This is a genomic window from Streptomyces sp. NPDC007907 (assembly GCF_042959365.1).
GTDB lineage: Bacteria > Actinomycetota > Actinomycetes > Streptomycetales > Streptomycetaceae > Streptomyces > Streptomyces indiaensis.
This window is the reverse complement of sequence record NZ_JBIBKR010000002.1, coordinates 514,719-535,111: the sequence shown is the minus strand read 5'-3', so window position 1 is coordinate 535,111 and position 20,393 is coordinate 514,719. Positions and strand designations below refer to the sequence as shown.

At 73.0% G+C, this 20,393-nt stretch carries 14 protein-coding genes and 3 pseudogenes; 9 read left to right on the top strand and 8 right to left on the bottom strand.

Annotated elements, in window-relative coordinates; all coding sequences use genetic code 11:
* The first annotated feature begins 99 nt into the window (after positions 1-99).
* Complete coding sequence (locus ACFZDI_RS08440) at positions 100-558, top strand: cyclic nucleotide-binding domain-containing protein (protein WP_391248721.1); 459 nt, start codon at positions 100-102, stop codon at positions 556-558.
* 21 nt (positions 559-579) lie between these two features.
* Here ACFZDI_RS08440 and ACFZDI_RS08435 read toward each other — a convergent pair whose 3' ends face one another.
* Entirely contained in the window at positions 580-1,257 is a 678-nt protein-coding gene (locus ACFZDI_RS08435) for a pyridoxamine 5'-phosphate oxidase family protein (RefSeq protein ID WP_234846206.1), read from the bottom strand.
* 287 nt (positions 1,258-1,544) lie between these two features.
* Here ACFZDI_RS08435 and ACFZDI_RS08430 point away from each other — a divergent pair, with 287 nt between their 5' ends.
* Positions 1,545-1,928, top strand: coding sequence for an anti-sigma factor antagonist (locus ACFZDI_RS08430; protein WP_391248719.1), 384 nt, complete (start codon positions 1,545-1,547; stop codon positions 1,926-1,928).
* A 4-nt stretch (positions 1,929-1,932) separates the two neighbouring features.
* On the opposite strand, the gene ACFZDI_RS08425 is transcribed toward ACFZDI_RS08430, so the two are convergent.
* Together ACFZDI_RS08425 and ACFZDI_RS08420 are read right to left on the bottom strand one after the other, a co-directional pair.
* Complete coding sequence (locus ACFZDI_RS08425; protein WP_234846208.1) at positions 1,933-2,439, bottom strand: flavodoxin domain-containing protein; 507 nt, start codon at positions 2,437-2,439, stop codon at positions 1,933-1,935.
* Positions 2,440-2,675: 236 nt separating this feature from the next.
* Positions 2,676-3,557 (bottom strand): universal stress protein, encoded by an 882-nt coding sequence (locus tag ACFZDI_RS08420; protein ID WP_391248717.1) that lies wholly within the window; start codon positions 3,555-3,557, stop codon positions 2,676-2,678.
* Positions 3,558-3,871: 314 nt separating this feature from the next.
* Here ACFZDI_RS08420 and ACFZDI_RS08415 point away from each other — a divergent pair.
* A pseudogene (locus ACFZDI_RS08415) lies at positions 3,872-4,572 on the top strand (response regulator).
* Between the two features lie 138 nt (positions 4,573-4,710).
* On the opposite strand, the gene ACFZDI_RS08410 reads toward ACFZDI_RS08415, so the two are convergent.
* Positions 4,711-6,441, bottom strand: a complete 1,731-nt coding sequence (locus tag ACFZDI_RS08410; protein ID WP_391248715.1) for a GAF domain-containing protein — start codon at positions 6,439-6,441, stop codon at positions 4,711-4,713.
* A gap of 337 nt (positions 6,442-6,778) precedes the next feature.
* Complete coding sequence (locus ACFZDI_RS08405) at positions 6,779-7,258, bottom strand: hypothetical protein (RefSeq protein WP_391248713.1); 480 nt, start codon at positions 7,256-7,258, stop codon at positions 6,779-6,781.
* 1,192 nt (positions 7,259-8,450) lie between these two features.
* On the opposite strand from ACFZDI_RS08405, the gene ACFZDI_RS08400 reads away from it, so the two are divergent.
* The 5 genes from ACFZDI_RS08400 to ACFZDI_RS08380 are packed head-to-tail and all read left to right on the top strand — an operon-like array spanning position 8,451 to position 15,080.
* Positions 8,451-8,957, top strand: a complete 507-nt coding sequence (locus ACFZDI_RS08400; protein ID WP_391248711.1) for a hydrogenase maturation protease — start codon at positions 8,451-8,453, stop codon at positions 8,955-8,957.
* A complete protein-coding gene (hypF, locus tag ACFZDI_RS08395; RefSeq protein ID WP_391248709.1) occupies positions 8,954-11,242 on the top strand; it encodes a carbamoyltransferase HypF in 2,289 nt (762 codons plus the stop codon). Before ACFZDI_RS08400 ends, hypF begins: the two co-directional genes overlap by 4 nt.
* Before the next feature lie 5 nt (positions 11,243-11,247).
* Entirely contained in the window at positions 11,248-11,616 is a 369-nt protein-coding gene (locus tag ACFZDI_RS08390) for a HypC/HybG/HupF family hydrogenase formation chaperone (RefSeq protein WP_391249503.1), read from the top strand.
* Complete coding sequence (locus ACFZDI_RS08385) at positions 11,613-14,309, top strand: GNAT family N-acetyltransferase (protein ID WP_391248707.1); 2,697 nt, start codon at positions 11,613-11,615, stop codon at positions 14,307-14,309. Before ACFZDI_RS08390 ends, ACFZDI_RS08385 begins: the two co-directional genes overlap by 4 nt.
* 39 nt (positions 14,310-14,348) lie before the next feature.
* On the top strand, positions 14,349-15,080 hold the full coding sequence (locus tag ACFZDI_RS08380) for a CBS domain-containing protein (RefSeq protein WP_391248705.1): 732 nt from the start codon (positions 14,349-14,351) through the stop codon (positions 15,078-15,080).
* Between the two features lie 93 nt (positions 15,081-15,173).
* Here ACFZDI_RS08380 and ACFZDI_RS08375 read toward each other — a convergent pair whose 3' ends face one another.
* From ACFZDI_RS08375 to ACFZDI_RS08365, 3 genes and pseudogenes are all read right to left on the bottom strand, one after another.
* The gene (locus ACFZDI_RS08375) at positions 15,174-16,079 is read right to left on the bottom strand and encodes a universal stress protein (RefSeq protein ID WP_391248703.1); all 906 of its coding nucleotides are present in this window, start codon (positions 16,077-16,079) and stop codon (positions 15,174-15,176) included.
* 30 nt (positions 16,080-16,109) lie between these two features.
* Positions 16,110-16,564, bottom strand: a pseudogene (locus ACFZDI_RS08370) (cation transporting ATPase C-terminal domain-containing protein).
* Positions 16,565-16,831: 267 nt separating this feature from the next.
* Positions 16,832-17,902, bottom strand: coding sequence for an alcohol dehydrogenase catalytic domain-containing protein (locus tag ACFZDI_RS08365; protein WP_391248701.1), 1,071 nt, complete (start codon positions 17,900-17,902; stop codon positions 16,832-16,834).
* 191 nt (positions 17,903-18,093) lie between these two features.
* On the opposite strand from ACFZDI_RS08365, the pseudogene ACFZDI_RS08360 reads away from it, so the two are divergent.
* Positions 18,094-20,386, top strand: a pseudogene (locus ACFZDI_RS08360) (heavy metal translocating P-type ATPase).
* The last annotated feature ends 7 nt before the right edge of the window (positions 20,387-20,393 follow it).

The window sequence follows — 20,393 nt, the reverse complement described above, 5'->3', positions numbered from 1 at the left end:
CGGTTGGGCCCCTTGCCGGGGCCGTTCGGCCCGTGGTGCGCCGCGGGGGCCGGGCACAGGCTGAAGTCGGCAGACCACGGGCTTGAAAGGAGCCGAGCGATGACCTCCACCACCAACCTGACCGCGGGCCTGACGGCCGGGCACCGCGAGCGGCTGATGCTGATGGCCCGCGAGGTGTCCTTCGACACGGGCACTCGCCTCTTCGACGAAGGGATGCGCGCCGATCGGTTCTGGATCGTGCGCACCGGGACGATCGCGCTCGACCTGCACATCCCGGGCCGACGAGCGGCCGTGGTCGAGTCCCTGGGGCACGGCGAGCTGGTCGGCTGGTCCTGGCACTTCGCGCCGTACGTGTGGCACCTGGGTGCGGAAGCGGTGAGTCCGGTGCGGGCCCACGAGTTCGACGCGGAGGCCGTGCGGGCGATGTGCCTGCGGGACCCCGAGTTCGGCCGTGCGATCGCGGACTGGGTCGGCCGGGTGGTCGCCCACCGGCTGCACGCGACGCGGGTCCGGCTGCTCGACCTGTACGCCCCCTACGGCAGCGGCAGCGTGCTGTGAGCGGCCGGGGCGCGCACGCGTTCAGGCCACGGTGATCCTGCGCCCGGTGACGGCGACGGGCTCGATACGCAGCCACAGGTCGCGCCGGCCTCCCGCCCAGGGCGTGCTGTACACCTGCTCCGCGAGACGGGCGACCTCGTCCGGATCCGTCACGGTCGTCGCGGGCCCTCGCACCAGTACGCTCCAGCCTTCGCTGAACGCCTCGTCGATGCGGTCGGTCTCGAAGGCGACCCGTTGGCCGTCCGCCTGGGCCGGGACCGTTCCGGGCTCCGTGCGGAAGACGATCCCGCCGTCGACGACGCTGTAGTTGACCGGTACGACGACCGGCCCGGAGTCCGCGGGCACGGCGAGGCGTCCCACCCCGTGGGTGGAGAGCAGGGAACGGCACTCCGCTTCGGTCAGCTCCCGGAACCGGGGTGTGCGCGCGGCCCGGCCCAGGCCCGGGGGCAGTTCGGTGTCGCCACCGGTCAGGTGCCACACGGTGGTCTTCAGTGCACCGGCCAGCCGGAGGAGGGTGCCCGCGCCCGGGTCGGCCGGCGGCCGCTCCTCCAGGTACTGCAGGTAGGCCGGTGACATGCCCGCCTGTGCGGCCGTCTCCTGCCGGCTCAGGCCGAGTTCGGTGCGCCGCTGGGTGATCCGCCGCCCGAGGTCGCCCTTCGGGCTGCCTTCCGCGGCGTGCGACGAGGCTCGTTCGGTCATGGCGCGTCACCTCTCTCGATCGTCGGGCCGCCCGGTCGGGGACGCCATCCCCGTGCGGCTCCTTGCCCGGCGCGTCACAGGCCCGGGTGATGTGCCGGTGTGCACAGCAGTTCCAGCTTCGCGCGGATCGGCGGGACGCGCTTGGGCCGGTCGGCCCCGACCACCGGCTCGCCAGGATTGCGGGGGGCGCAGGGCCGGGACCGCGCACCTCGCGAGCCCTCCGGCCCACGTCGGCGGGGGCCGATCGGCCCTACCGCGCGCCACGCCCGGCAGGCCAGGCTCGGACCATGCCCAGCGACCCCGGCGGCTTCGCTCCGCCGCTTCAGGAGGACACGACGCGCGTCGTGTCCCTGCACGGAGAGCTCGACCTGCTCACGGCACCGGCGTTGCGGGCCGGCCTCGACAGGGCGACCGCCGGCCCCTGTCCGGATCTGGTGCTGGACCTGCGTCAGGTGTCGTTCATCGACTGTGCGGGGCTCGGAGTCCTGTGCCGGACGCGCAACCGGGTGCTGGCACGGCGCGGCCGGCTGCGACTGGTCATCGGTGGCACCTTCCTCCCGCGCCTTCTCCGGCACACCGGTCTGGCCGGGGTCTTCGAGGTGCTTCCCGGCATGCCGGTGGGCGTGCCCGGAGCAGCGGTCGCCAAGACCGTCGACACGGTGGGTCGGTGACGGGTCACACGGGTTGCGCAAGAGCCAGCTCGTGTCCGATCCTCGCCGCCCATGCCTCGATCTGTTCGAAGTCTCGGAAGTCCCCGCCCTTTCCATTGCGGATGATCATCCGGGCGACCCAGCCCTTGGCACCCTCCCGCAGGCAGCCGCCGAAGGTGACGTGCTCCCGCACATCGAGCCGGGCCATGGCCCGCTTCACCCAGGGCACGGGCGGGATGTCCCGCTCCGAGGCGGACGGGTCGAGCGGGCCGCTGCTGAAGAACCACAGCGGGCGCTCGGCGAGGGCCGCGCGGTGGCGTCGGACGAAGCGGCGGGCGTCCTTGTGCCAGCGGCCGGCGTACAGGCCGCCACCGACCACGACGGCGTCGTACTCCGTCACACTCGGCGGGGCAGCGGCCGGGAGTGCCTCGGCGGTCAGCCCCTCCTTGCGCAGGACCCTGGCGATCGCCTCGGCGATCTCCCCGGTCGATCCGTTCGTCGTTCCGTAGGCGACGAGCACGTTCGTCGGCATGACGGTCCGCCTCCTCTCACAGTTCACGCAGCCGGTCGCGGCCACGTCGTGCAGCAGTCGTTCGTCCGACCGCAGGCGCGTGTCGTCCGGCTGCCAGGACAACTCGTCCTCGACCGCCACGACGCCGTCGGTACGTCGTGCCAGGGCGACGCGCTCTTCCAGCATCCGTCGGACGAGGGCGTCGGCGCATGGGCTGTCCGGGTCCCGGCCGGGGGCCGACCGGCCCCCGGCCGGGATCACGCCTGCTCGGGGACGACTGCGACGGGGCAGGCCGCGTGGTGCAGCATCGCGTGCGTGACGCGGCCGATGTGGAGGCCGAAGCGTCCGTGGGGCTGTCCGGCGCCGATCACGAGCAGGGCGGCGCCGGCCGAGGCGTCGAGCAGCACGGCCCTGGCCTGTCCCTCGACGATCCGCCGGCGTACCTCGACGTCCGGGTGTTCCGCGGCCGGCCCGCGCAGCCCGGTGTCCAGGGCTTCGACGGCCCGCTGCCGGTGCACCCGTGCGCTCTCGCCGGTGGTCCCGGAGCGGTCGGTCGCGTCGTACGGGGGGCGGTGCCAGGCCCGTACGGCCTCGACCGGTGCCCCGCGGCGGGCCGCTTCCCGGACGGCGAAGCGCACCGCCTGCGAGTCCGCCGGCTTGTCGGGGGCCCCGACGACGACGGGCCGGCCCCGCCTGTGCCCGGGCCGGTTGTCGTGGTCGCCGCGCACCACGATCACCGGGCCGTCGGCCCGCCCGGCGACGGCGAGGCCGACCGAACCGAGCAGTGCCTCGGCGGCGTTGCCGCGGCCACGCGAGCCGACGACCAGCGCCGTGGCCCTGCCCGCAGCCCGGCGGAGCACGCGTACGGGTCCCTCGGGCACGACCTCTGTGGTGACCTCAAGGCCGGGAACGCGCGCCCGGGCCCGTTTGGCCGCGGTCACCGCGAGGACGTCGGCGAGCAGCCGTTCCGACGCCGACTCCCGGTCGGCGGGGAAGACGGCCTGTTCGTAGCGCTCCCACAGCGAGGCGTGCACCACGTGCAGCGGGACACCGTGCAGCGCGGCCTCGTCGGCCGCCCAGTCCACGGCGCGCAGGCTCGCCTCGGAACCGTCCACGCCGACGACCAGCGGCTGGTCCATCGTCCTCATCCCCTCCGGGCGTCGGGCACGGGCGGCTCGGCCGATCCGGAAGCATGCGCTCCGGCTCCGCGGTCGGCCTGATGGTTCGGTTCGATGGTCGCACCGGCGGGCCGTGGCGGTGCAGAGGCCACAGGTCCCGGGCCGGGTCCGACCGGCCCACCACCGCGGCCGGCGCGTGGCCCGCGGGGGCGGGAGGTCCCTGCGCCATCGGCGTGACGGGGGCCGATCGGCCCTAGTGCGTTCGGCCCCCGCCGGTGATGATCGTGAGCACGGGCGGTGCCGTCCGTGTCTCTTCCGGGGAAGGAGGGGTCGCGATGAGCGAGCCGCGCAGCTTCAGCGAGGAGCGCCCGATCCGGGTCTTCCTGCTCGACGACCATGAGGTGGTCCGCCGTGGTCTGGCCGACCTGCTGGACTCCGAGCCCGACATCGCGGTGGTCGGTGACGCCGAGAACGTGGCGCACGCCCTCGCGCGGGGCCCGGCGCTGCGCCCGGACGTGGCGGTCCTCGACGTACGCCTGCCCGACGGCGACGGCATCAGCGTCTGCCGCGAGCTGCGCAGCCGGATGCCGGAGCTGGCCTGTCTGATGTGACCTCGTTCGACGACGAGGAGGCCCTGCTGGACGCGATCATGGCGGGCGCCTCCGGCTACGTCCTCAAGCAGATCAAGGGCTCCGACCTGATCTCGGCGGTGCGCACGGTCGCCGCCGGGAGGTCCATGCTCGACCCGGAGACCACCGCCCGGCTGATGCGCTCGCTGCGCGCCGATCCGGCCGAGGAGCGGGCTGTCGCCCCCGAACTGGCGAGCCTGTCGCCCCGGGAGCGGGAGATCCTCGTGCTGATCGGGGACGGCCTGACCAACCGTGAGATCGGCAGGAAGCTCTATCTGTCCGAGAAGACGGTCAAGAACCACATCTCCCGGCTGCTGGCCAAGCTCGGCGTGCAGCGCCGCGTCCAGGCCGCCGTCCTGGCGTCACAGCTGGAGCAGCCGGAAGCGGGCGAGCGCCCGGGCCCCTGAGCCGGGCGGCGGGAATGCGACGCCGCGCCCCGACGCCGTGGCGGTGTCCCCTACCGACGCCGGCGCCTCGGCGTCGTGCGGGTGTCCCCCACCGACAACGTCCGCCCATCGCCGGGCAACGGCCACGGCGCTCCCCCGTCAGCCCGCCACCGGCCGGACCGGTACGCGCCACTCCAGCCGCGTGCCGCCGCCTTCGGGGCGTTCGCCGAGCCCGATCCGGCCGCCGAGCGCCGCGGCCCGCTCCTCCATGTTCTTGAGCCCGCTGCGCACGGCATGCGCGGGGATCCCGCACCCGTCGTCGCTCACCGTGAGCGTCAACTCCCCCTGGCCATACACCAGATGCACGTCCACGGAGCGGGCCCCGGCGTGCCGGGCCACGTTGCTCAGGGCCTCGCCCAGCACCGCGACGGCGTGATCGGCGACATCGCCGGGTACGTCCGTGTCGACCAGTCCCTCGATCCGTACCGCCGGAGCGAAACCCAGGGACGAGGTCGCGGCGGTGACCGCGTCCGACACCCGGGCCCGCAGTCCGCTCCCCTCCCGGGTGCCGCCCGGCGCGCGCAGCCCGAAGATCGTGGACCGGATGATCTTGATGGTCTCGTCCAGGTCGTCGACGGTGCGGGACAGCCTCTCCACCGCCACCGGGTGGTCGATGAAGCGCTGGGTGCTCTGCAAGGTCATGCCGGCCGCGAACAGTCGCTGGATGGCCAGGTCGTGCAGGTCGCGGGCGATCCGGTCACGGTCCCGGAGCAGTGCGATCTGCTCGGCGTCGCGGCGCCGTTCGGCCAGCTCCAGCGCCAGCGCCGCCTGCCCGGCGAACCCCAGCAGGGGACGGGTGTCGGCGTCCGTGAAAGCCGTACGGCCCGTGGCGCGGCCGAGCAACAGCACACCGCCCGGCTTGCCGCCCGCCTCCAGCGGCACGCCGACGACGGGCCCCACCCCGGCCCACTGCGCGGCGTCCGGGGCGGTCCGGGCGTCCTCCCGGATGTCCGCGCTGACCACCGGTTCGGTCGTCGTCAGGACGGCGGCCACGAAGCCGTCCCGCCCGGACACCACGAGGCCGCTGCGCCGGTCCGCGTCCAGCCCGACGGCGAGCAGCGGCCGCAGCGCGTTCTCCTCCGGCACCCGCTCGGCGATCATCCCGACGTCGGCGTCGGTGATCTGCCGGGCCTGCTCCACGATCAGCTCCAGGACGTCCCGGCTCGGCGCGCCCGACAGCAGTGCGCGGGTGACCTCGGAGCTCGCTCCCAGCCACCGCTCCCGCAGTCGCGCCTCCTCGTAGAGCCGGGCGTTCTCGATCGCCACCCCCGCCGCCACCGCGAGCGTGGACAGCACCGACTCGTCCTCGGCGTCGAACTCCGCCGCACCGCGCTTCTCGGTGAGATAGAGATTGCCGAACACCTGGTCGCGCACCCTGATGGGCACACCCAGGAACGAGTGCATCGGCGGGTGGTGGGGCGGGAAGCCGTACGAGGACGCGTGCTCGGAGATCTCCGCCAGCCGCAGCGGCTCCGGGTGCCGGATCAGCTCGCCCAGGATGCCGTGGCCGCTGGGCAGACCGCCGATCCTGTTCCGCTGCTCGTCACTGATGCCGACGGTATGGAACTCGGAGAGCATGCGGTCGTCGCCGATGACGCCGAGCGCCCCGTACTCGGCGTCCACGAGCACCACGGCGGCCTCGACGATGCGCCGGAGCACTTGGGGCAGGTCCAGTTCCCGCCCGACCGACAGCACCGCTTCGAGCAGGCTGTGCACGCGGTCCTGGGTGCCCCGGGCCGCGTCGATCCGCGCCTGGAGCTCATCGAGCAGCTCGTCCAGCCTCAGTTTGGGCAGCCGCTGCTCGGGAGGCCCGGGCCGCTCCCCGCTCATCGTCGCCTCCGACCGGTTCCCGCGAGCGCACCGGAAGGGGCGCCGCCTGAGGCTCACGATAGTGCGTTACCGCATGATCGGCCGCGTTTGCGATGCCAGGACGGGCCTCCGTGGGAAGCGCGGACGGACGTCGGCCGCCACGCGGGGACGACGTCCGTCCAGGTTCGGCACACAGGCTCGCCGACGGCCCGCCCGGGCCGGCCGGCTGCACACACGGCCTCGGGAAAGTGATCAGAGCAAGGCGGCGACCGTGGCGTTCTGTACCGGCGGCGCGCACAGCGTCCGGCACCCGGTGCCGGTGCGGGCCGGTGGCGTCACCTCGCGGCACGCCCTCCGGTCACCGTCGGAAACGCGCCGACCATTGTGGTTCCACCAGGTCCCACTCGGCATCCCACTGGGCGAACCTTCGCCGGTCGAGGACCAGGCCGACACCCGCCCGCACTGCGCAGACGCCGACCACCATGCCGAGGGCCGCCATCCCGCCCGTGAAGAAGCCGTTGCTCCAGGCAGTGGTCGCGGTCACAGGCGGACCGGTGATGGTTCCTTCTCGATCCACCCAGATCCGTAGGATGTCGCCCTTGGGTGTTCCGGTCCTCACCAGGGTGGTTCCGGTCCGGACGGTGCCGTTCTGCTCTGTCCAGCGAACCTCCGCCGGCTGTCTGGCCGCTCCGCGGTCGTCTGCCACTGCCGAGGTGAGCCGGGCGGTGACCTCGTGCCGCTGAGCGGTCTGGGCGTGCGCCGTGCGCATCGTGGACCCGTAGGCGGTCATTCCCGCGCCGACCGCGGCAAGCGGCAGCCCGACAGCGAGGACGAGCATCAGGACGCGACGGAACCAGCATTCGAACCGGTCGGACGGACGCCTCAGTGGGTTCGACCCCGCTGCCGCCTGACGCTTGCGGGACGGCGGTGGACCCGACGCGTGCGGAGCACTTCGCTTGCTCATGAGCGGACCTCCGACAGGGCGCTGATCCCTCCTCGACCACTGGTTCCACCATCGACCGGGCGGCGGTCGCGAGCAAAGGGCCGAAGGTCCCAGCCTGACCGTGCGGCCGTCCGTGCGGACCGCCCCGCGAGGAACCTGTTCCGTCGGCGTGCGCGTCGACGCCTACCGGGGCGCCCCTCGAAGGCGAGGCCACACCCGGCGGCGGCCTCTGTCCGTATGCCTCTGAAGGTTTCGCACGCTTCCGGGCCCGTCGTGCAGCCCGGCACGGTCCGCGGCGCCGCGCCGGAAGCGACGTGCGGGTCACCGAAGGCGTGGCCGTTTCCGACCGAGGCCACGCTCGCCGTTCCGAGCGGCTGATGTCCCCGTCCTCCGCGGCACCCCGGCCGTCCCCTGGAGGTACGCGTCGGCCCGGAGGAGCCATGGTGCGTGGTCTCGTGATCGTGGGAGTGGACGGTTCGGCGTCCAGTCTCGCCGCGGCTGGGCTGCGGCCCCGGAGCCGCTGTCGGGCGGGGCGGCACTGGGGGTGGTCCACGCATTCACTGCGCCCGCAGGGATGGTCTCGCGGCGAACCAGGACGGTGTCCTGTCCGGCGGCCGCACGGCGCACGGCGGCTGCGGAGTCGAACACCACGACGCCGACGGCTGCGGCCCGGTGAGGCCGGCACGCCGCGGGCGAGAGGCACGTCGGAGGTGCGGGTCTTGCCGCCGAGCAGGGCGGCCATCTCACGGTTGCTCTCTGCGAATGCGTACACGTACCGGATCGGTGTGTTCGTCTCGGATCGCATCTCTCGGTCGTGCGGCACGACGGACTCGAAGGCGAACTCGATCAGCTTGTGCGACAGCGGCGGAACGGGGCGGGTGCAGTTCCTGGTGCTCCCAACCGTCAGCTTCATGGACCCGGCCCGCACGGTGCGGCGGCCGCCCGGTCATCGGGGAGGTCCGACGGGCCCCTGTGTCCAGTTTTGGTCGGCCCGGTCCACCGCGCGGGGGGGGGGGGGGCGGCCCGGCCCGTTGATGAGGGCCGTTCGGCCCTGGAACCGCGGTCGGGCGACCGTCAGCGTGGAGGCATGGGGTCGTCTGCGCGCATCGTCGTCATCGGCGTCGGAAACGAGTTCCGGCGCGACGACGGCGTGGGCCCGGTGGTCGCCGCGCTTCTGCGGGAGCGTGCCGAGGACCGTGCTCTTGTCCCGAACACCGTGGTGTCGGTCTGCGACGGTGACCCGGCCCGCCTGATCGGGCTGTGGGAGGGCGCCCGGCTGGCCGTCGTGGTGGACGCGGCGCATGCGCACCCGGGCGCCGCCGGACGGATCCACCGGATCGAGCTCGACGCCGAGCGCCTCGGACAAGCGTCCACGACCAGCTCGCACGGTCTCGGACTCGGTGAGGCGGTCGATCTGGCCCGCGTTCTGGGCCGGCTGCCGGAACGCCTCGTCGTGTACGCGGTGGAGGGCTCCGATGCCTCTCTGGGCACCGGGCTGACGCCGGCCGTAGCAGAAGCCGTGGAACCGCTCGCGGACTCGGTCGAGGACGAGATCCTCCGTCACCTGGGCGCGGAGGCAGGGGGCGAGCGATGACCGTACGGGCCTTTCGCGTGTTCGGGACCGTGCAAGGTGTCGGCTTCCGGCCCTTCGTGTACCGCACCGCCGACGCCCTCGGCCTCGACGGCTGGGTGGCGAACGTGGACGGTCACGTGGAGGGCGAGGTCGCGGGTGATCCCCGGGCGATCGACGAGTTCGCCGCCCGCCTCGGCACCGGGGCGCCGCCGCTGGCCCGCGTACGGCGGGTCGCCTTGTCGAGCGGTCGTACCACCCCGGGCAAAGGCTTCCGAGTGCGGCGCAGCGCGCCCGGCCCCGCCCGGACCGCGGCGCGTGAGGTCCCTCCCGACGCGGCCATCTGTGATACCTGCCTGCGGGAGCTGTACGACCCCACCGACCGGCGGTATCACTACCCGTTCATCAACTGCACCGACTGCGGACCACGGGCGACGATCATCGAGGGCCTTCCCTACGACCGTCTGCGCACCACCATGCACCGCTTCCCGCTCTGCCCGGACTGCGCCGCCGAGTACGCCGACCCGGCAGACCGCCGCTTCCACGCCGAACCCGTCGCCTGCCCCGCATGCGGGCCTCGGATCGCGTGGGACGAACTGCGGGGTGCTGATGCCTTGCGGGCCGCAGCGAAGGCGGTCGTCGGCGGAGGCATCGTCGCGTTGAAAGGACTCGGCGGCTACCAACTGGTGTGTGACGCGACGGACAGCGGTGTTGTGAGCGCGTTGCGGTTTCGCAAGCACCGGCCGTCGAAACCGTTCGCGGTCATGGTCCGTGACATCGGGACGGCCGCCCGGCTGGCACGGGTCAACGACACGGAACGCGCGGTGCTCACCTCACCTGCGCGTCCGGTGGTGCTGCTGGCGGCGAGGCGACGACAGCCCATCGCGCCGGAGGTCGCTCCCGGCGTCCCGCGCACCGGTCTCTTCCTGCCCACGACCGGCCTGCACCACCTTCTGCTCGACGCGGTGGGCCGCCCGCTGGTCGTGACGAGCGGCAACCTCAGCGACGAACCGATCGCCGTCGACGACGCCGAGGCGTTCGGCACGCTCACCCGCGTCGCGGACGGATTCCTCACCCACGACCGGCCGATCCGGGCCCGCTACGACGACTCGGTGGTGCGCATCGAGGGCCGGCAGCGGATCACGGTCCGCCGGGCCCGCGGCCTGGCACCGGCGCCGCTGCCCCTCCCGGCACGGATCCCGCTCGCCGGAATCGGGGCCCAGCTCAAGCACACCTTCACGCTGGCGGGAGACGGCAGGGCATACCCGGGTCCGCACACCGGCGATCTGTCCGGCGCAGCGGCGTACGACGCGTTCCGCCGGTCCTATGCCGACCTGAAACGGCTCACCGGCATCGAACCGGCCGTCCTGGCCCACGACCTGCACCCCGGCTACCTGTCCACGCAGTGGGCGCGGGAGCAGCCCCTCCCCCGGCTCGCGGTTCAGCACCATCACGCGCATGTGGCCGCAACAGCAGCCGAACACAAGGTGAGCGGTCCCTTCATCGGGGTCGCCTACGACGGCCTCGGACTCGGTGATGACCGCACCCTGTGGGGCGGTGAGATCCTGCTCGCCGATCTGAGCGGATACCGCCGGGTGGGCAGGTTCGCGACCGCACCGCAGCCCGGCGGCGACGCGGCGGTGCGCCATCCCTCCCGCACTGCTCTGGGTCACCTCCTGGACGCCGAACCCCTGGGCACGCCGCGCCCCTCCCTCGATCTCGTCCGGCGCTTCACGGAACGACTCGACCCCTCCGAGGCCGCCGTAGTACGCGCGATGGTGGCTCGCCGCGTCAACTGCCCCCGGGCGTCCAGCGCGGGACGCCTGTTCGACACGGTCGCCGCCCTGCTCGGGCTCGCCGACTCCGTCGGCTACGAGGGCGAGGCAGCGGTGCGTCTGGAGGCTGTGGCGGGGATGGCGCACGCGGTGCCGCTGGCCCACCGGATCGTGCGGGCGGAAGGTCTGTGGGTGTACGACTCGTCGTCCACGCTGGCCGACCTGCTTGAGCGGCAGGCGAGCGGTGAGCCGGTGCGGGACCTGGCGGCCGCCTTCCACCTCACGCTCGCGCGTGTCACGGCGGACCTCGTCGCCCGGGCCGTCGAAGGCAGCGCTTTCGGGGGCGGCGCGCCGCACACCGTCTGCCTGGGCGGAGGCTGCTTCGTCAACGGCCGCCTGCTGACCGAGGTGCGGCGACGGATCCGCTCCCAGGGGCTGCGGGTGCTGGTCGGGCACGAGATCCCGGTCGGTGACGGCGGCATCAGCTTCGGCCAGGCCGCGGTGGCCGCGGCCCGGCTAGCGAAGGAGAGGTGAGCGCGATGTGCCTGGGCATCCCCGGCCGGGTCCTGGAACTGCGTGCCGAGGCAGGACTGCGCATGGCGACCGTCGACTTCGGCGGCGTACGGCGCGAGGTGTGCCTCGACTACACGCCCGGTGCCGGTATCGGCTCGTATGTCATCGTGCACGTCGGTTTCGCGATCACCGAGGTCGACGAGGCGGAGGCGCGGCGCACCCTGGATGTCCTGCGTGCGATGGCGGACGCTGTGGAGACGGAGCTGGGCGAGCCATTGCCCGAACAGCCGAGCCGGGACCGTCGGCCCCGCCCCGTGCCCTACCGGCCCATCGGATCGGGGGCTGCGGAGACACAGGCTGAACGTGCAGACCCGCCGGCGAAAGGCACGCCATGACCGCTACCCCGGAATCCGTCGAACGGGTGCACGCCCTCCTCACCGACGGCACGACGGTGTGCGTACGGCACGCGCGGCCGGACGACCAGAAGGCTGTCCTCCGGTTGTACTCGGAGATGTCGGACGCGAACCTGCGGCTGCGTTTCTTCTCGGTGAGCCGCCGCTCCGCCGAGCAGGCCGCGGCGCGTATCGCCCAGCCGTCCGGCTCCGGCTACCACGCGCTGGTCGCCGAACGCGGTGGCCGGATCATCGGCATCGCCGAGTACCAGGCCGGGCCCGGAAAGACGGCGGAGAGCGCCGAGATCTCGTTGGCGGTCGGCGACGGACGCCACCACCGTGGAGTGGGCACGCTGCTGCTGGAGCACCTGATCTCCGCCGCCCGCGCTCAGGGCGTCAGAACCTTCACCGCTGACGCGCTCGCCGAGAACCACGAGATGCTCAAGGTCTTCTCGGACCTGGGACTGCACACGGAACGGCGGTTCGACGGTCCGGAGGTGCACTGCGTCATCCCCCTGGAGGAAACCGAGGACTACCTCAGGAGCGTCGAGCGCCGTGGCCGGGCCGCGGACGTGGCCAGTCTGGTGCCGCTGCTGCGCCCCCGGTGCATCGCTGTCATCGGGGCGGGCCGCAGGCCGGGCTCGGTGGGCCGGGCCGTGCTGCACAACCTGTCCACCGGTGAGTTCACGGGCCAGTTGTACGCGGTCAACCCGGTCGCGAGGTCGATCCTCGGCGTCCGCGCCTACGCGGCCGTGAGCGCGCTGCCCCGAGTCCCCGAGCTGGCGGTGATCGCCGTACCGGCCGGGGAGGTGGCAGGGGTCGCCGAGGAGTGCGGCCGGTTCGGTGTCCGCGCTCTGCTGGTGGTCTCGTCCGGTCTCGACGCTTGCCAGGCCAAGGAACTCCTGGTCGCCTGCCGCGAACACGACATGCGACTCGTCGGCCCGAACTGCCTCGGCCTGGCCAACACCGAGGAACGGGTGCGTCTCGACGCCACTTTCGCCGCCGCCCACCCCGCGCCCGGGAGCGCCGGGGTCGCCGTGCAGTCCGGAGGAGTGGGCATCGCCCTGCTCGGTGGTCTCCAGCGGCTCGGCATCGGCGTGTCCAGCTTCGTCTCGCTCGGCGACAAGTACGACGTCAGCGGCAACGACCTGCTCCAGTGGTGGGAGTCCGACGGGCGCACCGACCTGGCGCTGCTGCACCTGGAGTCCTTCGGCAACCCGCGCGCGTTCTCACGGACCGCGCGTCGCGTCACCCGTCGCATGCCCATCCTCACCGTCGACGCGGGCCGTACCGAGGCGGGCCGTCGAGCCGCCGCCTCGCACACCGCGGCCGCCGCCACTACGACCATGACCCGGCGCGCGCTCTTCGCACAGGCCGGCGTCACCGCCACCCGTACCATTCCCGAACTGCTCGAAGCGGCGGCCCTGTTGCACAGCCAGCCGCTGCCCGCCGACGGCCGGGTCGTGGTGGTCACCAACGCGGGCGGCGCCGGCGTGCTGGCCGCGGACGCGTGTGCGGAGGCGGGACTGGTGCTGCCCCCGCTGCCGTCCGGGCTGGTCGACGACCTGCTGGACGTGCTCCCTCCGGGCGCGAGCACCGTCAACCCCGTCGATGCGACGGCGGCCGTCTCCGAGGGGCAGCTGCGGGCCTGCGTGGACGGGCTGGCGGCCCACGATGGCATAGACGCGGTACTCGTGGTGCTGGTACCCACCGCCGTCGCGACAGCCACCGGCGACGTCCTGGTCAAAGCCCTCACCCATGCCTCGACACGCCGCGCCCGCACGCTCGCCGCCGTACTTCTCGACCAGGACGTGCCCGTGCGGCTGCTTCCGTCGGACAACGGGCGGGTGCCGGCCTACGCCGACGCGCAGGCGGCTGCCCGTTCCCTCGCCCACGCGGTCGAGCGTGCCCGTCGACTGGCCCGGCCGTCCGGCACCGTCCCGGTTCTGGAGGAAGTCGACACTTCCCGCGGCCGGGCTGTGGTCGACCGGTTCCTGCGCCTGCACCCCGACGGTGGCTGGCTCGACCCGCGTGCCTGTGCCGAACTCCTCGGCTGCTACCGCATCCCGCAGTCGCCGTGGGCCTGGGTGGAGACCGAGGACGAGGCCGCTTGGGCCGCGGACCGGCTCAAGGGGCCGGACGGGCACGTCGTGCTCAAAGCCCACTGGCCGGGGCTCGTGCACAAGGCGGCCCAGCACGCGATCCATCTGGACCTGCGCGGCGATGCACAGGTGCGCGCCGCCTTCCGGGACTTCGACGTCCGCTTCGGCCACGTCATGACCGGTGCCGTCGTCCAGCCGCTCGCCCCGCGCGGCATCGAGCTCTTCGCCGGCGTCGTACAGGACGAGGTGTTCGGGCCGCTGATCCTGTTCGGGCTCGGCGGCACGGCGACGGAGGTCCTCGCCGACCACGCGGCACGGCTGGCCCCGCTCACCGACCTCGACGCGCAGAGCCTGATCACCGCACCGCGCTGCGCGCCGCTGCTGTTGGGACGTGAAGGCACCCGTCCCCTCGATCTCGCGGGGCTGGAACAGTTGCTGCTGCGGCTCTCGCGCATGGCGAGCGACCTGCCCCAGCTCGCGGAGGCGGACTTCAACCCGGTACTCGCACGACCGGAGGGCGTCACCGCGCTGGACTCGCGCTTGCGGTTGGTTCCGCGCCGTGCCCCCGACCCCTACCTGCGCCGGCTCCGCTGAACCCGCAGGTCCGCAAGCCACCGAAGGAGGCGGAACACGATGAAGCACCACAAGGTCGGCACACTGATGACGACCGACGTCGTGCGCGCGGAGTACGGCACACCGTTCAAGGAGGTGGCCCGGCGGCTCGCCGAGCACGGGATCAGCGGTCTGCCGGTGGTGGACGACGACGAGAAGGTCCTCGGGGTCATCTCCGAGTCGGACCTGATGGCCCGGCAGGCGGAAGGCCTCGGCCCGTCCGGGTCCCGGCGGTGGTTGCGTCGGCTGCACTGGACGCCGGGGGCGCGCACCCTGCGGACCAGGGCCCGGGCGAGGACGGCCGGACAGCTCATGTCCCGTCCCGCCATCACGGTCCACGGCGACGCGACCGTGGTGGAGGCGGCCCGGGTCATGGCACACCACCGCGTCGAACGGCTGCCGATAGTCGACGACGAGGAGCGGCTCGTGGGGATCGTCACCCGTCGTGATCTGCTCCAGGTCTTCCTGCGCCCCGACACGGAGATCGGGGCGGCGATCAGGAACGAGGTGCTGGAGCGGGCCTTGTTGCTACCGCCCGATGCCGTCGACGTGGAAATACACCAGGGCGTCGTCACGCTCACCGGCAGGCTGGAGCGGCGTGCCGAGACCACCATGGCGGTGGAGCTGTGCCGCCAGATGGACGGAGTGGTCGCGGTCGTCGACCACCTCACCTACCGGTTCGACGACTCCCGGCCGTCGCCCGAGGAACCTGCCCTCCACGGGATCCCCTACTACTGGCAGCGCAAGCCGTGACGCCGGCAGGTCGACGCCCGCCGCTGCGCACGGAAAGGGGACGGCCTCACGGGCCGTCCCCCTTCCGTGCCGTGCGGCACCGGGCACGTCGTGTCAGCCGTGGGCCACCACCGCGACGGGAGCGAGCGCGTGGTGCAGCACGGCATGGGCGACAGGACCGATGTGCACGCCGAACCGGCTGCGCCGTGTCCGCCGACCCACGACGACGAGCGACGCGTAGCGAGAGGAACTCACGATCTGGTCCGCCGCGCTGCCGGCGCGGGAGGCCTCGATCACCTCGACGGCCGGGTACTTGTCCCGCCAGGGGCGCAGTGCCTCGGTGAGTGCGGTCGCGTTCTCACGGGCGAGTTCGTCGTAGAAGCTCACGTGGTCGGACAGGCCGTAGATGTTGTAGGGCGGGGGTGTCCAGGCATGCAGGACACGCAGGGAAGTGTCACGACGGGCAGCCTCCTCGAAGGCGAACGCGATGACCGTGTCGTCGGGGCTACGCGTGTCGAGCCCGAGCAGCACGGGACGGAACCGCGTCGCTGCGGACGGTATGCCGGCCGGGTCCATGGCGTGCTCGTCCGCCGCCTGCTCCCCGGAGCGGACCACGACGACGGGTACCTCGGTGCGCGCGATGACGGATTGGCCCACGGGACCGACCATGAAGCCTGCGAGCCCGCTCAGCCCCCGGGAGCCCAGGACGACCAGTTCGGCGTCCCTGGCCACGTCCACCAGCACATCGGCCGGTACGCCGGCCAGCTGGACCGCTGCCACGTCCACCCCTGGGTGGCGCGCTCGCAGTCCCTCGGCGGCCCCGCGCGGAATCCGTTCGCTCCAGTGCTTCAGGGTCTCCGTGCCGAGCAGCGGTGCCTGCGCCATCGGCTCCGGGACAGGCTCCCAGACGTGCACCAATCGCAGGGGCAGCTCACGCAGCTTCGCCTCACGGACCGCCCATTCCGCGGCCGCCCGGCTCTCGGACGAGCCGTCGAGGCCCACCATGATGTAGCGCACCATGCTGTCCACCTCCTGATTCGGTATCCGTCTTCAGGTTCGCGCCGATGAGCGGTGACGGTGCAGGGGTCGCAGGTCCCGGCCTGGGACCGTTCGGCCCATCGTCGAAGGACCGGTCGCCTCCCGCGCGCCCTCGCGGGCCGCGGGCAGGTGCACGGCGATCACCTGCACGGCGAGAACTCCCGCCAGACACAGCCACAAGGTGCGGTTGCGGAGCTGGTCGCGGCCGAGTAGCGCGCCGTCGTCCGCGCGCGCTGAGGGCGTTGAACAGGTGGAACAGGTGGAACAGCACATGAACGCCATGGTGAGGGCGGTGTCGGTGCCGAAGGGGGAGCGTCTGGGGGCCGGCAGGGCGACGGTGCCCGCCGCCATGACTGCCCCTGCCCTGCCGATGGCGGACGGCCTGCGGGCGTCGACAATCCGTTCCTTCGCGTCCCGGGCGGCCGCCGCATCACGTCGTCACGGGCGGGATCGACGGCCAGGGCCATCGCGTGCGGGCCGTCCATGATGATGTCGACCCACATCAGGTGAGCGGCCGTGAGCGGAGCCGACAGGCCGGCGAGGGAGGCGCCGAGCCGTGTCGGCGGCTTCCTTGGCCACGTCCGTCCGACCCGCTCGAGCCGGCCCGCTACCGGGCGATGATCCGCCCCTGGGCGGGACGGACCGCGGACCACGCGGTCCGTATCCGGCCGGACCCGGTGACCGGTGTGGTGCTCACGGCCCCGGACACATGAACCGACCCGCAGGTGGCACGGTCAGGCCGCCGGGACGGCCAGTTCGTCGTGGCGCTGTTCGCCGAGCACGACTTTGAGTGCGCCGGTGTCGGCCGCATGGGCGAAGACCTCGTATGCCTCCTCCATCTGGTCCAGGGCGAAAGTATGGGTGACCAGGTCGCTGGTCGGCACCCGGCCGGAAGCCGCCATCCTCAGCAGGGTGGGCGTGGAGGACGTGTCGACCAGGCCGGTGGTGATGGTCACGTTCTTGATCCACAGGTCTTCCAGGTGCAGGGTCACGGGCTTGCCGTGCACGCCGACGTTCGCCACCCGGCCACCGGGCCGCACCATACGCGTGCACATCTCGAAACTCTCCGGCACTCCCACCGCCTCGATGACCACGTCGGCGCCCACACCGTCGGTGAGATCGTCGACGAGCGGCTCGGGCTGGTCGCGCACGGGTGCGACGGCGTCGGCACCGAACCGCCTGGCGGCCTCGAGGCGGGAGTCGGCGAGGTCGACGGCGATGATCCGCTCCGGTGAGTACAGCCGTGCGGTGAGGATCGCGGCGAGCCCGATCGGTCCGGCGCCGACGACGGCGACCGTGTCACCAGGCCGCACACCTCCGTTGATCACACCCACCTCGTACGCGGTCGGGAAGATGTCCGCGAACAGCACGGCGTCCTTGCTCGTGAGTGCACCCGGCAGCGGATGCACGGACAGATCGGCCTGCGGCACGCGGACGTACTCCGCCTGCGTGCCGTCGATCAGATGGCCGAGGATCCAGCCTCCGCCGCCCTGGCACTGACCGTACGCACGGTCCTTGCAGAAGCGGCAGCGGCCGCAGGCGGTGATGCAGGAGACCAGGACCCGGTCGCCCGGCCGGACGGTGCGCACGTCGCTGCCGACCTCGACGATCTCGCCGACCGCTTCGTGTCCCAGCACCGTCCCGGAGGGCACCTCCGGCACGTCGCCCTTGAGGATGTGCAGGTCCGTCCCGCAGATGGTGACGGCGTCGACCCGCACGATCGCGTCGGTGGGTTCCTTGATCTCCGGGTCGGGGACGTCCTCCCAGGCGGACTGCCCGGGGCCGTGGAAAACGAAGCCTTTCATGGCCGTTCCTCCTCCAACGAAGCACGGGAGATGCCCCATGGATCCATCTTTGAACGAAGTGGTGGTCTTCGCATGGGCCGGGTGGCCCTGGGGCAGGGCTGTGCGCCCCCTGCCGCATGCACGGTCGCCCGTGGTGCGATGGTCGGCGGGGGCGGCGCCCTGGCCACGGCACCGGACTGAGTGAGATGCACATGGATACGACCTTCTTCGCTGCCCGGTTGCGCCGCCTCGCACCCGAGGGCTTCGCGCCACGGGTGGAGCCCGTTCTGCTGCTCGTCACGGCGGCTGCGGTGGCGGCCGGCTGCGTCGCCTGGTTCACCGGTTCCGAGGGACTCGCCGAGCTCTTCTGGGGGCTCGGCACGATGTCCGCGGTCGTACCCGCGGTGATGTGGGTCCTGGCCGCCCTTTGGCACGGGCACGCGGGCGTTGACCTGATCGCCGTCCTGGCACTGGGGGGCACCTGGGTCGTGGGCGAGTACCTGGCCGGTGCCCTGATCGGGCTGATGCTCGCCTCGGGCCGCACAATGGAGGCGGCCGCCCAGCGACGTGCCGCCCGCGACCTGCGCGCCCTCCTCGAACACGCGCCGCACTCGGCGCGCCGCCGGACGGAGAGCGGAGTGGGCACGGTGCCGCTGGACGACGTCGTCCCCGACGACCTGCTCGTGGTGGGCCCGGGCGAGGTGGTTCCCGTCGACGGCACGCTGGAGAGTTCCGCGGCCCTACTCGATGAGTCCGTGTTGACCGGCGAGCCATTGCACGTCGAACGTACTCGCGGCGAAGCGGTGCGCAGCGGCGTGGTGAACGCCGGCGGCGCGTTCGACCTGCGCGCCGGCGCGACCGCGCGGGACAGCACGTACGCCGGGATCGTGCGGCTGGCCCGGCAGGCCGGTGCGGAGTCCGCGCCGGTGGTCCGGCTGGCCGACCGCTACGCGGCCTGGTTCCTGCCGCTGTCCCTGGCCGTGGCCGGGCTGGCGTGGCTGGTCAGCGGCTCCGCGGTGCGGGTTGCTGGCGGCGCCGGTCGCCATCGTCTCCGGTCTGTCCCGCGCCTCCCGCCTGGGAGTCGTCGTTCGCGACGGCGGCGCGCTGGAGAACCTGGGCCGTGCCCGAACCTTGTTGCTGGACAAGACCGGCACTCTCACCCGCGGCCGTCCCCGCGTCCTCGACGTGAGCGCCGCCCCCGGCCGGGCCCCGGCGGAGGTGCTCCGGCTCGCCGTCTCGGTCGACCGGTATTCGCCGCACGTACTCGCCCGGGCCATCGTCGAGGCGGCCCGGGGGCGTGGTCTGGAGCTGTCGGATCCCGCCGACGTCATGGAGGAAACCGGCCGGGGAGCCACCGGCACGGTGGACGGGCACCGCATCTGCCTCGGTCGCGCCGGGGCGTCCGGCACCCGGCCGTACTGGGCCGCGGCGGTCGACAACCGCGCCCTCATCGAAGGCGCGGCCGTCGCCTGGCTGACCGTCGACGACGAGCCGGCCGGTGCCGTCCTCCTGCGCGATCCCCTGCGCCCCGACGCCCCGCGAACCGTTCGCTCCCTGCGTGCCGCGGGAATCGAACGGGTGGTGATGCTCACCGGGGACCGGAGCGCACCTGCCCGCGAGGTCGGCGCTCTCCTCGGTCTCGACGACGTCCGCTCCGGGCTCGGCCCCGCGGACAAGGTCACGGCCGTGCGCGCGGAGCGGGACCGTGCGGTCACCGTGATGGTCGGGGACGGTGTCAACGACGCCCCCGCCCTGGCGGCCGCGGACGTGGGCGTCGCGATGGGCGCCCGTGGTTCCACCGCCTCGTCCGAGGCGGCCGACATCGTCCTGACCGCCGATCGTGTGGACCGCCTGGCCGACGCCGTCTTCGTCGCCGTACGGGCTCGCCGCATCGCCGTGCAGAGCGCCCTCGGCGGCATGCTGCTGTCCCTGGCGGCGATGGCCACGGCCGCCGCAGGGCTGCTGCCGCCGGTCGCCGGCGCGGTACTGCAGGAGGGCATCGATGTCGCGGTCATCCTCAACGCGCTGCGGGCGCTGCGCACGGACCGGACCGCCCGCCCCCCGCTCACGTCCGAGACCGAGGCGCTGATCCACCGCTTCGCCGCCGAACACGACGATCTCCAGGACGTTCTGACGGCCGTGCGCGACGCCGCGGACCGCCTCTGTGAAAGCCCCGGCCCCCGGGCCCTCACGGCGGTGGAGGAGACGCACCGGCTGCTCACGGAGCGGTTGCTGCCGCACGAGCACGCCGAGGAGCACCGGCTCTACCCCGCCCTGGCGCCGGCCCTCGGCGGCCCCGAGGCGACCGCCACCATGAGCCGGGCTCACGCGGAGATCGACCGCCTCTCCCGCCGTATCGCCACCCACCTGGACCTCGCCCGTGCTGCCGGTGGCCTGGCGACCGAGCAGCTCGACGATCTCCGGGCCTGCCTCTACGGCCTCAACACCGTGCTGCGCCTGCATTTCGCCCAGGAGGAGGAGAGCTACTTCTCCCTCACCCCGTGAGGGACCG